Raw genomic sequence first — 12,717 nt, 5'->3', positions numbered from 1 at the left:
CCGCGGTGGAGAGGCAGGAGTGATAGGCATGAGCAAGAGCGAGAGCGACCGATTGACCCTCGGCAAGCACAGCCTGGAATCCCGGCTGATCCTGGGCTCGGCGCGCTTCCCCAACCAGCAGGTTCTGCTCGACGCCCTGGAGGCCAGTGGCGCCGGCGTGGTGACGGTCTCGATCCGCCGGATCAGCCTGGACGGCTATGCCGAGTCGATGCTCGATCTCCTTGGCGACCGCTGCCTGCTGCTGCCCAACACAGCCGGCTGCGCGACCGCCCGCGATGCGGTCCTGACCGCGCAGCTGGCGCGCGAGGCGCTGGAGACCGACTGGGTCAAGCTGGAGGTGATCGGCGACCGGGAGACCCTCTATCCCGACGCCGAGGAGCTGCTGGCGGCGGCCCGCGAGCTCGTGGCCGAGGGCTTTACCGTGCTGCCCTACTGCACCGACGACCCGGTGCTCTGCCAGAAGCTCGCCGACCTGGGCTGCGCGGCGGTCATGCCGCTGGGCGCGCCGATCGGCTCCGGCCAGGGGATCTGCAATCCCTACAACATCGAGCTGATCTGCACGCAGAGCCCGGTGCCGGTGGTCCTGGACGCCGGGATCGGCACCGCCTCCGACGCGGCCCTGGCGATGGAGCTCGGCTGCGATGCGGTGATGATCGATTCCGCCATCGCCCGGGCCCGCGACCCGGTGGCGATGGCCGCCGCCATGCGCGACGCCGTGCGGGCGGGCTACGCGGCTCGGCGGGCCGGGCGGATCCCGCGCCTCAGGCACGCCGAGGCCTCCAGCCCGCAGCTCGGCCTCATCGGCTCGTGAGGCCCGGGCGCCGGGCCTTGCCGGCCCCGCCGCTGCTGATCATCACCGACCGGCGCCAGGCAACCTATGACCTGCTGCACATCGCCGAAGCGGCCTTCGGGGCCGGCGCGCGCTGGCTGTCCCTGCGCGAGAAGGACCTCCCTGCCGGGGTCTGCCTCGAGCTGCTTTCCGGCCTGGTGGCTCTCGGCGAACGCTACGGCGCCTGCGTGACCCTGCACGGCACGCCCGAGGCGGCCAAGGAAGCCGGAGCCGCCGGCGTCCATCTGCCGTCCGGCGCCAGCGTCGCCCGGGCGCGCGAAGGGCTCGGGCCGGAGGCCCTGATCGGGATCTCGGCCCACGACGACGCGGAGCTCGCCGCGGCCGCGGGCGCCGACTACGTGACGGTCAGCCCCGTCTTCCCGAGCGCCAGCAAGCCGGACTACGGGCCGGTGCTCGGGACCGAGGGCCTGCGCGCCCTGGTCCGCCGGGCGCCCTGTCCGGCCGTCGCCTTGGGCGGCGTCACCGTCGCGACGGCGGCGGACTGCCTGCGGGCGGGTGCCCTGGGGGTCGCGGTCATGGGGCCGGTCATGCGGGCATCGGACCCGGGCCGTGTGGTTAGTGCCCTCCGCAGCGCGCTGGAAGTCGCTCACGGCTGACATGCTCGGGGCGCATGGCCGGGGCCGTCGAAATCGGTTGCCTCAGCGGTCCAAAAGGGTTATCGCCCCGGCCAATCCCAAAACAGCAGACAATTCGGCCATGCAGCATCTCGACGAACTGGAAGCCCAGTCGGTCTTCATCCTCCGTGAGGCCTACAACCGCATCCGGCCCCTGGCCATGCTTTGGTCCCTGGGCAAGGATTCCAACGTTATGGTCTGGTTGGCCCGCAAGGCCTTCTTCGGCAAGGTCCCCTTCCCCCTGATGCACGTCGACACCGGCATGAAGTTCGAGGAGATGTACGCGTTCCGGGAGCGCTACGCCAAGGAGTGGGGGCTGGAGCTCTTGGTTGAGGACTGTCCGCCGCTGGAGGTGGTCGATGCCGAGCTGCCGCCGGCGCGGCGCAGCGCCGAGCGCAAGACCCTGGGCCTCAAGGCGGCGATCGAGAAGCACGGCTTTCAGGGCATTATCGCCGGCATCCGGCGCGACGAGCAGGCTACCCGCGCCAAGGAGCGGGTCTTCAGCCCGCGCGCCGAAAGCGGCGAGTGGGACTTCCGCGACCAGCCGCCGGAGTTCTGGGACCAGTTCAAGACCGACTTCCCGGCGGGCACGCACCTGCGCATCCACCCGCTGCTGCACTGGACCGAGATCGACATCTGGCGCTACATCAAGCGCGAGGCGATTCCCCTGGTGCCGCTCTACTTCGCGAAGGACGGCAAGCGTTACCGCTCGCTGGGGGACAAGGACATCACCTTTCCCATCGAGTCCAAGGCCTCGACGATCGACGAGATCATCGAGGAGCTGGAGACGACCAAGGCGCCCGAGCGGGCGGGCCGGGCCATGGACCACGAGTCCGAAGATGCCTTCGAGCAGCTTCGGGCCACCGGATACATGTGAGGCGCGCCATGGCTGACAAGCGATCCATCCTGCCGGCAATCCAGCAGCCGCTCCATCTGGTCATCGTGGGTCACGTCGACCACGGCAAGTCCTCCCTGATCGGCCGGCTGCTCCACGACACGGATTCCCTGCCCGAGGGCAAGCTGGAGGAGCTGAAGGCGGTCAGCGCCAAGCGCGGCATGCCGATCGAGTGGTCCTTCGTTCTCGACGCCTTTCAGGCCGAGCGCGATCAGGCGATCACCATCGATACGACGCGGATCTGGTTCCGCACCTTCAAGCGCGACGTCGTCATCATCGACGCGCCGGGCCATCACGAGTTCATCAAGAACATGATCAGCGGCGCCGCCAACGCCGAGGCGGCGGTCCTGGTGGTCGACGCCGGCGAGGGCGTGCAGGAGCAAACCAAGCGCCACGGCTACCTGCTTTACCTGCTGGGCATCCGCCAGGTCACCGTCGCGATCAACAAGATGGACCTGGTGGACTACGACCGCCAGCGCTTCGCCACCGTCTCGGACGAGGTCACCGAGTACCTGGGCAAGCTGGGCATCGAGCCGAACTTCATCGTGCCGATCTCGGCACGGGAGGGCGACAACATCGCCAAGCCTTCGGCCAAGATGCCCTGGTACGACGGCCCGACGGTGCTGGAGTCCCTCGACCGCCTGCAGTCGGCCTCGGCGCCGGTCGATCAGCCCCTGCGCTTCCCGGTGCAGGACGTCTACAAGTTCGACGACCGCCGGATCATCGCCGGGCGCATCGAGACCGGGGTGCTGCGGGTCGGCGACACCCTCGTGTTCTCGCCCTCGAACAAGACTGCCCGGGTCCGCTCGATCGAGGCCTGGAACGTCGACCCCAAGCCGGTCTCGGCCAGTGCCGGGCAGTCGGTCGGCATCACTCTCGACCAGCAGGTCTTCGTCGAGCGCGGCGAGATCGCCAGCCACGAGTTCAGCCCGCCGAGCCTCTCCAACGTCTTCCGGACCACCCTGTTCTGGCTCGGCCGCAAGCCGCTCAAGGTCGGCGACAGCCTCAAGGTGAAGCTGGCGACCCGCGAGGCGCGGGTCAGGGTCGAGGCGCTGGACGGCGTCATCGACACCAATTCCCTGGCCAAGGGCCAGGCCGAGACCCTGGAGCGCAACGGCGTCGGCACCCTGGTCCTGCGCAGCCGCGAGGTCCTGGCCCTGGACGAGTACGCTCGCAGTCCCCGGACCGGCCGCTGCGTCCTGATCGACGGCTACGACACCGTCGCCGGCGGCGTGATCTCGCTGGAGGGCTATCCCGACCAACGCAGCGTGATGACGGTCAAGTCGACCAACATCTACAGCGTCGAACACAGCGTCGAGACCAACAGCCGCGCACAGGTCAACGGCCACACCGGCGGCGTCCTCTGGTTCACCGGGCTTTCCGGCGCCGGCAAGTCGACCCTGGCGATGGAAGTCGAGCAGCGCTTGTTCAAGCGCGGCCTCCAAGTCTACGTGCTGGACGGCGACAACGTACGCCGCGGGCTGAACAAGAATCTCGGCTTCTCGCCCGACGACCGCGCCGAGAACATCCGCCGGATCGGCGAGGTGGCGGCGCTCTTCGCGGACGCCGGCCTGGTCTGCATCACCGCCTTCATCTCGCCCTATCAGGCCGACCGGGACCGCGCCCGGGCGGCGGCTCCGGGACTGTTCCACGAGGTCTACGTCAAGGCCGACCTCGCGACCTGCGAGCAACGCGATCCCAAGGGCCTCTACAAAAAGGCCCGGTCCGGCGAGATCGCAGAGTTTACCGGGATCTCGGCGCCCTACGAGCCGCCGGCCGCCCCCGAGATGGTGGTCGATACGGCGAAGTCCGACATTGCCGGCTGCGTCGAGGAGATCGTCGAATACGTCGAGCGGACCTTCAGGGCAAAGGAGGGCTGAGGCCCACTGGCCCCGGCCGGCGACGCGGCCCGCTCTCATGCTCCGCAATGGGATTCCGAGCGGGCCTCGATGACTGGCAGAGCGCGAAAGCCGACCAAATCGACCGGTGCCTGCCGCGGCTCGCCGGGCGGTTGCGGTGGTTGCGAAGCGGTTAACCATCGGGATGCAGGGAATCCCTGGCTTTCCGCTGCCGGCAAGTCTTGCCTAGTCCTTTGAAATCCCTCGACCCTTTGTCTCAGGGTTAAGGGTATTTAAAACGATTAGACCCTAGTCTTGGCGCCAGGAGAGAGGGATAATCCCCTGTCTCGGCTGGCTGCGGGACGCCTGGCACCGGGGGGCATCCGGTCCAAAACCGCGAGCGTACTGGCACAAGGATCCTGTCGGACAGGAGCCTCGGCATACCGCCGGTCCGATCGCGAAGTCCCGAGGAAGCGGCGCACTGTCGGCGCGGGCCGAAGACAAGGGCGGAGTCTTGAGAGGGTAGGGACCGAAGGATATGCAGAGGCAGGCGGAGAGCAGGTTTCGCGCCTTCTTGCGGCGCTGTTTCGTCGAACGGGAATTCTATCTGCGGGTGGACGGGCAGGTTCGCTACCTGCGGCTCGGCTCCAGGATCCAGATGTTTGCGGCGGCGACCCTGTGTGCAGCCGGGCTCTGGGTCTTCTACGCCTCGGTCAAGACCGTCTTGCACGAGAGCATCGTCGATTCCAAGGACCGCCAGATCGAGCAGTCGCGCCTGGCCTACGTCGACCTGCTTCAGCAGATCAACGACTATCACGCGCAGTACGCGCGGGTGATCGAAAGCCTCGAGGACAACCAGGCCTTTCTGCTCAACCTCATGGAGGACGAGCGGGCCGGGGTGCTCGACAAGGCGGAGATCGAACGGCGCATCGCGCGCTCCAATTCGGCACGCGACCGCATCGTCGCCGCCCGAAGCGACATCGACCGGCAGCTGCGCGTGGCCCTGCGCGAGGCCAAAGGCCAAGGCGAAGTGGGCGCGCGGATCAAGGACCAGATCGCCCAGATCCGGTCGCTGCTCGAAGTGACCGAGGCGGAGCGGGCGCAGATCAAGAAGGCGCGGGATCGCATCGCCGAGCAGCTGAGCAGCGTCACCGACCGCCTGGAGTCGACCGAGACCAGCAAGCGCGGACTTGAAGCGACCGTGAGCCGTCTGCAGAGCGAGCTCGGCAAGACGAAGGCCGACCGGACCCAGCTCAGCGCCGCCCAGCTGGCCCTCTCGGTCCAGATGGGCCGCCTGCAGGCTAACCTGCTGAACGCCCGCGAGCGGGAAGCCCAGCTTGAGGGCGAGGTGCTTGGCCTGGAGTCGGACCTAGATCAAGCCGTTGCCCTCGGCAGCGAGCTGACCAAGGAGCGCGACGAGCTGATCGGCGAGGTGACCGGCCTCGAGGCGCGCCTGGTCTCGCTGCAGGAGAACCAGCATGGCGTGGTCGCACGACTTACCACGCAGACCCGCGAGAGCATCGGCATCCTGGAGTCGGCCATCGAGACGGCCGGCCTCAACCCCGACAAGCTGCTGGCGCGCATGCCCACCGCTGCCGGCGGCCAGGGCGGCCCCTTCGTGCCCGCAGAGGCCGGCATGGCAGGCAGCGAGATTGCCGACCATCCGCCGCAGGAGTTCTCCATCGCCTCTCTGGACGCCCACATGAACCGCTGGGAGGCCCTCCAGCAGGTCATGGGCTCGCTGCCCCTGGCGGCGCCGGTCGACGACTACCGTCTGACCAGCGGCTTCGGGGTCCGGCGCGACCCGATCAACGGCCGCCGGGCCCGCCACAACGGCCTGGACTTCGCCGCGCCGATCGGCGCGAACGTCCTGGCGACGGCGCCGGGCAAGGTCGTCTACGCCGGCTGGTACGGCCGCTACGGGCGCATGGTCGAGGTCGACCACGGCTACGGTATCCGCACCCGCGTCGCGCACATGCGCAAGATCTACGTCAAGGTCGGGCAGAGCGTCGCCTTCCGGGACAAGCTCGGGATGCAGGGCAGCTCGGGCCGAAGCAAGGGGCCGCACGTCCACTACGAGATCCGCGTGGACGGCAAAGTTGTTGATCCGATGAACTTCCTCAAGGCAGGCCGAAATGTTTTCAAGGGATAAATCCGACGCGCGTCTGGGCGGCAGCTCTGCCCCCGCTGCCGGCAAGGGCGGCATCCCCTCCATTATCAGCTCCGACCTCCGGGTCGTTGGCGACCTCCGCTCGGACGGCGATCTGCAGATCGACGGCGTCATCGAAGGCGACGTCGAGAGCCAGAGCCTGACGGTCGGCATCAACGCCAAGATCAAGGGCTCGGTCTCGGCCGACGACGCGCGCATCTGCGGCACGGTCGAGGGCGAGGTCAAGGCGAAGTCCGTGATCGTCGCCGAGACCGCCCGGGTGATCGGCGACGTGGTCCACGAGAAGCTCTCGGTCGAGACCGGCGCCTACCTCGAAGGCAACTGCCGCCACATGAGCGCCGGCCGAGGCGCCGGCAACGGTTCGGGGCCGAAGGTCTCGCTGCTCAAGACGGAGGACGGCAGTGTCAAGGACGACGCCGGCAAGCCCGGCAGTCCCAAGGCCAACGGCAAGGAGGGCGACGGCGCCGCGCCGCTGGCCGGCTGAGCCGCCCCCTTCGCGCAAGACGCTGCGACGGCCGGGTCCCCGGGACCCGGCCGTCGGTCTTTTTCGGGGCCGGAGCTCAGCGCTCGGCGAGCAGGCGGGCCATGAGCGCCGGGTCGATGTTGCCGCCGGACAGTGTGACGGCGACGCAGCGGTCGCGGACGTCGTAGCGGCCGGTCAGCAGCGCCGCCAAGGTCACCGCGCCGCCCGGCTCGACGACCAGCTTCAGGGTCTGGAAGGCGTAGCGGACCGCCTCGGCGACCTCGTCTTCGGTCACCGCGAAGCCGCCGGCCGCGACCCGGCGGATGACGTCGAAAGTCAAGGCACCCGGCTGCATCGCGAGCAGCGCATCGCAGAGGCTGGCGGGCGGGTCCTGGTTGGCCAGGCGCCGGCCGGCGGCCAGAGAGCGGGCGGTGTCGTCCCAGCCGGCCGGCTCGACGGTGTAGACCTCGGTCTCCGGCGAAAGGGCCCGGGCCGCGGTGCCGACCCCGGCGGTCAGGCCGCCACCGCCGCAGCAGACCAGGATGGCATCCAGGCTGGCGCCGAGCGCTTCCGCCTGCTGGCAGATCTCCAGGCCGCAGGTGCCCTGGCCGGCAATGATGTCGGGGTCGTCGTAGGGCGGCACGAGGGTCGCGCCGCGCTCCGTTGCGATCGCCTCGGCGATGGCCTTGCGGTCCTCCGATGCGCGCGCGTAGGGCACCACCTCGGCGCCGTAGCCCTTGGTGTTGGCGACCTTGATCCCGGGCGCGTCGCTCGGCATGACGATGGTTGCGGGCGCGCCCAGAAGCTGTGCCGCCGCGGCCACGCCCTGGGCGTGGTTGCCCGAGGAATAGGCGACCACGCCGGCCTTTCGCTGCGTCTCGTCGAGCTGGCTCAGCTTGTTGTAGGCGCCACGGAACTTGAAGGAGCCGGTCCGCTGGAGGGTCTCCGGTTTCAGCAGGATCCGGCCGCCCAGGCGGGCGTTGAGCGCCGGGCTCTCCAGCAAGGGGGTGACCACCGCCTTGCCGGCGATTCGCCGGGCGGCCGCCTCGATCTCGGCCAGGCCCGGCAGGTTGAAGCTATCCATGGCCCAGGCTCCGGTCGATCCCGGCCAGGAAGTCGTCGATGGCCGCGCGGCACTCCGGCTCCTCGAGGCTGGGGGTGTGGCCGACGCCCTCGACCGTGAGCCGGACCAGGTCGGGCTTGATGCTTGCCATGCGCTCCAGCCCCGCGGCGTCCAGGACGTCGGACTCGGCGCCGCGGATCACCAGAAGGGGTAGGGCCCGGAGCGCCCGGAAGTAGGGCCAGAGGTCCTGGGCCTCCGGGCTCTCCAGGATGGCCTTTGCGATCTTCGGGTCCCAGTCGTGATGCAGCCTGCCGTCGGCGCCCTCCCTGAAGGTGCCGCGGATCATCCGGTCCCAGTCCTCCTGGGTCCGCAGGCGCAGGTGGGGGAAGGTCTCGCGGATGTTCCGGGCCGCCGCCTCCCAGTCCGGCTGCGGGTTGTCGCGGCCGACATAGGACATGATCCGCTCGATGCCCTCGTCATTGAGGTCCGGGCCGGTGTCGTTCATCACCAGGCCGGCCAGGGCGGAGGGCAGGAAGACCGCCAGGCCCATGCCCAGCAGACCGCCGTAGGAGGTCCCGATCACGACGAAGTGGTGCAGGCCCAGGGCGAAGCTGGCCTGGACCACGTCCCAGACGCAGGCCTGGGGGCTGTAGTGCCGCCAGTCCGGATCGTAGTCGGAGCGGCCGCGGCCGCGGTAGTCCAGGGTCACCACCCGTCGCTGCGCGGCGAGCCGCGGGGCCAGGCGGGCGAAGTCGCCCGTGTTGCGGGTCAGCCCGGCGAGGCAGAGCACCGGCGTCCCGGGCGACAAGGGATCGCCGTAGTCCTGGTAATAGAGCCTCAGCCCGTCGTGGCTGCCGAGAAAGCCCTCGCGGTAGTTTGCCGCCCGGGCCTCGGTGGCGCTGCTGTCCGGCAAGGCGCGGGATCCTAGTCTAGGCCCAGCAGGCCGGGCAGCTCGTCCAGGCCCTGCATGACGGCGGCCGGCGTCCCCGGCAGCCGTTCGTCCTGCTGGCCGAAGCGGTTCATCCAGGCCACGGTGAAACCGAAGTTGGCGGCGCCGTGGGCGTCCCAGCAATTGGTCGAGACGAAGCAGATTCGCCCGGCCTCGACCGCCAAGCGGTCGACCGCCAGCTGGTAGACCCGGGCGTCGGGCTTGTAGATGCCGACCTCCTCGATGGAAAGCGAGGCGTCCAGGATCCGGTCCAGGCCGGCGGATCGGACCGCGGCGCCCAGCATGTCGGGCGAGCCGTTGGACAGGATTGCGGTCTGCTTGCCGCCGGCCCGCAGCTTGCTCAGCGCCGGCACGACGTCGGGGTAGGCCTCCAGCGAGAGGTAGAGCTCCATCAGGCGCGCCCGCAGGGCGTCGTCCTCGATGCCGTGGGCGGCCAGGGCGATGTCCAGGGCCTCGCCGGTGACCTGCCAGAAGTCGGCGTGGGCGCCCATCAGCGAGCGCAGCCAGGTGTACTGCAGCTGCTTGTCGCGCCAGACCGCAGAGACCCCGGCCGCCTTGTCGCCCAGGGCGTCGCCGGCGCGCCGTGCCGCCGAGTGGACGTCGAAGAGGGTGCCGTAGGCGTCGAAGACGCAGGCGCCGATGTCCTCGAAGGCCGGATGGGCCATGGGCGAAATCTCCGTCGTGCAACCGGCGCCTAAGGTGCGGCGCCCCCCGCCCGCCGTCAAGCGGCCCCCGTCACCGGTTTCGCCATATTTCGGTGATCCGGTTGCTCCGCGTCGGGTAGGATCCGGGCGGGTCTCGCGGTTGTCCGGGACGGCGGGGGCGGGCTCCCGGCCCGGGTAACCGCGCCATGCCCTGTGAGCGGACGCACAGCCGGCACGGCGTGAGGCAGGGCCTAATGGTCAAAGGCGAAACGGGAAGGTACCTGGCATGAAGGCAAGTCGCATGGCGTTGGGCGCCGCCGCGCTCTTGGTCCTGGTCGCCGGCGGGGCCGCGGCGGAACCCGAGGCGCGCTACTCCCCGGCCCTGGCGGGGCTGCGGACGGTCTCCCTGGTGGTCGAGGGCCGGGTCTCGGACGGCTGCTGGCCGCGACCGGAGGAGACCAAGGCCCTGGTCGCGGACCGCCTGCAGGGCCACGGCCTGACCGTCAACGGTGCCGGCGACGGGCCCAACGCCCTCTACCTCTACGTCCTGGGCTATGCCATGGAAGGCGGGCAGACCTGCGTCTGGTTCGTCGACCTGACCCACGTCGGCTGGCGCGGCCCCTACCGCCTGCTGCGCGGCGACAAAGCCGCCGCCCAGCACCGCCTGCGCGTCAGCCTGACCCAGCTCGCCGACATCTTCGCCGCCGACTGGACCCTCAGCAACCGGGACGGGACGGCGGAGTGAGGGCGGGGCCTACACGCCTTGGGGCCTTCTAAGCGCCTTCCGGTTGGGGCGCAGGGATCGGACCTTTGGCCTTCGGCTATGGCAAGACACCGGATACTTTCTGATACATGTAGGGCTCCTGCCTGGAGACCTTCGGCGGATGAAAGTCGTTGCGGAACCAAGGCCAGGCGTCGTGGTCGAACAAGCCCTTGATCCATTCCGTCACCGCACGGATCCGCGCACAGCGCCTGATGTCGGGGTGATAGGCAAGCCAGATGCTGGACCGGGTCCTCAGTCCCAGATCTAACGGCAGGATACCATCGGCGAACTCGCAGAAGTAGGTCGGCAGCAGCGCGATTCCAACGCTGTTCTGGGCAGCGCTCAACAGCGAGGTGCTTGAATTGGTCAAGTATCGACCCTGCGGCGCTTTGTCCAGGAGGGCCAGCCAAGCGTCGCAGTCGGGTTTAGAGTAGCGATAGAACTCGTGATACAGCAGCCGATGATGACAGAGTTCATCGGGCGTGCTGGGGGCACCAAAGCGGTCCAGGTACCCCGTAGAAGCCCATGGCACGGCGTGTAAGGTGCCCAGCCTGACGGCTATGAGATCTTGAGCGCGAGGCCGCCGAAAGCAAATGCTCAGATCGCTCTCCAGATTAAGGATATCGGCGGGTTCCATCGAGCAGCGAAACTCGACCGAGAGACCTGGGTAAGCCTCATGGAGCCGGCCGATCCGCGGCGACAACCAGAAGGACGCCAGCCCGTCGGTCAGTGAGACCCGCACCAAACCTTCCAGGCGCTGGTCCGAGCCGATTGCGATCCTCTGAGTCTCGACGAGAGACTCCCAGACGTGTTGTGCCGTCTCAAGGACCGTCTCTCCTTCGGGCGTGGGAACGATACCGCTCGGCAGGCGGTTGAAGAGCCGGACCCCGAGACGCTGCTCAAGGTTCTCAATTCTTCGACTGATGGTCGGTTGAGTCGAGTGAAGCCGCTTGGCCGCGCTGGAGAAGCTGCCGGCCTTGGCGACCTCCAGAAAGACGCGATAGTCATCCCAATTGGAGAGGGAGTCTGAACTCTGGCGGTTGTGCATTTTCGGCGTATGCCCCCTCTAAGCGATTCAGGCCCAAAACTCTAAGCCCCCGAATTTAGCATCAATCCGATGCTGCGCGGCGACAAGGCGGCCGCCCGGCACCGCCTGCGCGTCGGCCTGACCCGGGTCGCCGACATCTTCGCCGCCGACTGGGCCCTCAGCAACCGGGACGGGGCGGGGGAGTGACGGCGCCGCCGAGGTGCATCGACCGCATCTCGTTAATGTCTCTGGCGGCCTTATGTACTGCTCCGTTCCGTCGTAGACAGCTTTGGTGGGTTGAATTCGTCACGGAACCAGGGCCAGCTTTCTTGATCAAATAGGCCCTTGATCCACTCGATCACCGCACGGATCCGGGCGGTGCGTCGTATGTCAGGGTGGTAGGTCAGCCAAATCCCGCAGCGGGTTCGAAGCCCGAGGGCCAGGGGCACGATACCCTCGGCAAAACTACACAAAAAGGTCGGGAGCAACGTTACACCGGCGCCGTTCTGCGCCGCGTTCAAAAGCGCGACGCTGGAATTGGTCCAGTGCCTCGGCTGCCTTGCCGCGTCGAGCAAGGCCAGCCAAGTGTCATAGTTGCGTCTATGGAGGTGATAGACCTCATGATCCATCAGCCGGTGATCGCAGAGTTCTTTCGGCGTGGAGGGGGTGCCGAAGCGTTTCAGATAATGAAGAGAGGCCCAAGGCACGGCGTGGAGGGTGCCCAGCTTCACCGCGACGAGATCCGGCGACTCCGGTTTGCGATACTGGATGGACAGGTCGCTTTCCATGCTGAGAACGTCGACAGGCTCCGTTGAACATCGAAACTCCAATGAGATGTTCGGATACTCCTCCTGGAAGTGGCTAAGCCGCGGCATGAGCAAGAAATTTGCCAAGCCATCGGTCAGTGAGATCCGAACTGAACCTTTCAGGCGCTGGTCCGCACCAAGGACGCGCTTTTCTGTCTTTGTAAGTGACTCCTCGACATATCGCACCGTCTCGAGAACCTTCTCGCCACCGGCCGTGAGAACGACACCGCTGGGCACGCGGTCGAAAAGCCGAACCCCGAGCCGCTGCTCGAGGCTCTGGATCCTTCGGCTGATGGTTGGCTGGGTCGAGTGAAGCCGCTTGGCGGCGCTGGAGAAGCTGCCAGCTTTGGTGATTTCGAGGAAGACGCGGAAGTTGTCCCAACTCGAAAGGGATTCCGAAGTCTGTCGAGTGTGCATTTTCGGCGTATACCCCCTATACGCGATTCTAGCCCGAAACTCTAAGCCGGTGATTGTAGCATCGATCCGATTGGACTGGCTCCTGCGTTTTTCGTGACCAGGGCCGCGACGGCAACCGCGAGATCACACCGCTGATCCTGCGGCGGCGAAGAGGCAAAGGGGGTAAGGATGTCCGGATCGGTTCTATCGCGCGCGGGATCTGGGTCTCAACGAGAAAG

The 12,717-nt window shown here is 67.9% G+C and carries 12 protein-coding genes; 7 read left to right on the top strand and 5 right to left on the bottom strand.

The window, feature by feature from the left end; genetic code table 11:
• Nucleotides 1-28 precede the first annotated feature (28 nt).
• The 6 genes from QNJ30_16755 to QNJ30_16730 all read left to right on the top strand — a co-directional run bounded on the left by QNJ30_16755 (nt 29) and on the right by QNJ30_16730 (nt 6,851).
• Complete coding sequence (locus tag QNJ30_16755) at nt 29-811, top strand: thiazole synthase (GenBank protein ID MDJ0945121.1); 783 nt, start codon at nt 29-31, stop codon at nt 809-811.
• Nucleotides 812-828: 17 nt separating this feature from the next.
• A complete protein-coding gene (locus tag QNJ30_16750; GenBank protein ID MDJ0945120.1) occupies nt 829-1,446 on the top strand; it encodes a thiamine phosphate synthase in 618 nt (205 codons plus the stop codon).
• 100 nt (nt 1,447-1,546) lie between these two features.
• Entirely contained in the window at nt 1,547-2,341 is a 795-nt protein-coding gene (gene cysD / locus QNJ30_16745) for a sulfate adenylyltransferase subunit CysD (protein ID MDJ0945119.1), read from the top strand.
• 8 nt (nt 2,342-2,349) lie between these two features.
• Entirely contained in the window at nt 2,350-4,239 is a 1,890-nt protein-coding gene (cysC, locus tag QNJ30_16740; protein ID MDJ0945118.1) for an adenylyl-sulfate kinase, read from the top strand.
• A 496-nt stretch (nt 4,240-4,735) separates the two neighbouring features.
• Nucleotides 4,736-6,349 (top strand): peptidoglycan DD-metalloendopeptidase family protein, encoded by a 1,614-nt coding sequence (locus QNJ30_16735; protein ID MDJ0945117.1) that lies wholly within the window; start codon nt 4,736-4,738, stop codon nt 6,347-6,349.
• Complete coding sequence (locus QNJ30_16730) at nt 6,333-6,851, top strand: polymer-forming cytoskeletal protein (GenBank protein MDJ0945116.1); 519 nt, start codon at nt 6,333-6,335, stop codon at nt 6,849-6,851. The genes QNJ30_16735 and QNJ30_16730 overlap by 17 nt, the downstream gene beginning before the upstream one ends.
• 76 nt (nt 6,852-6,927) lie before the next feature.
• Here the strand turns inward: QNJ30_16730 and QNJ30_16725 are convergent, their stop codons facing one another.
• From QNJ30_16725 to QNJ30_16715, 3 genes are read right to left on the bottom strand one after another with little or no spacing between them, the layout of a single operon-like run.
• Nucleotides 6,928-7,914 (bottom strand): threonine/serine dehydratase, encoded by a 987-nt coding sequence (locus QNJ30_16725; GenBank protein MDJ0945115.1) that lies wholly within the window; start codon nt 7,912-7,914, stop codon nt 6,928-6,930.
• Nucleotides 7,907-8,806, bottom strand: coding sequence for an alpha/beta hydrolase (locus QNJ30_16720; protein ID MDJ0945114.1), 900 nt, complete (start codon nt 8,804-8,806; stop codon nt 7,907-7,909). Before QNJ30_16720 ends, QNJ30_16725 begins: the two co-directional genes overlap by 8 nt.
• Before the next feature lie 11 nt (nt 8,807-8,817).
• The gene (locus QNJ30_16715; protein ID MDJ0945113.1) at nt 8,818-9,507 is read right to left on the bottom strand and encodes a haloacid dehalogenase type II; all 690 of its coding nucleotides are present in this window, start codon (nt 9,505-9,507) and stop codon (nt 8,818-8,820) included.
• Nucleotides 9,508-9,772: 265 nt separating this feature from the next.
• Here QNJ30_16715 and QNJ30_16710 point away from each other — a divergent pair, with 265 nt between their 5' ends.
• The gene (locus QNJ30_16710) at nt 9,773-10,231 is read left to right on the top strand and encodes a hypothetical protein (GenBank protein ID MDJ0945112.1); all 459 of its coding nucleotides are present in this window, start codon (nt 9,773-9,775) and stop codon (nt 10,229-10,231) included.
• 76 nt (nt 10,232-10,307) lie between these two features.
• Here QNJ30_16710 and QNJ30_16705 read toward each other — a convergent pair whose 3' ends face one another.
• Both QNJ30_16705 and QNJ30_16700 read right to left on the bottom strand, forming a co-directional pair.
• Nucleotides 10,308-11,297 carry a LysR family transcriptional regulator gene (locus tag QNJ30_16705; protein MDJ0945111.1) on the bottom strand — a complete coding sequence of 330 codons (990 nt, stop codon included), beginning with the start codon at nt 11,295-11,297 and terminating at the stop codon, nt 10,308-10,310.
• 236 nt (nt 11,298-11,533) lie between these two features.
• Entirely contained in the window at nt 11,534-12,499 is a 966-nt protein-coding gene (locus QNJ30_16700) for a LysR family transcriptional regulator (protein MDJ0945110.1), read from the bottom strand.
• Nucleotides 12,500-12,717 lie beyond the last annotated feature (218 nt).

It is taken from the genome of Kiloniellales bacterium, from assembly GCA_030066685.1.
In the GTDB taxonomy this organism is placed as follows: domain Bacteria; phylum Pseudomonadota; class Alphaproteobacteria; order Kiloniellales; family JAKSBE01; genus JAKSBE01.
Note: the sequence above shows the minus strand (reverse complement) of the source record. Positions and strands in the feature narration are given on the sequence as shown.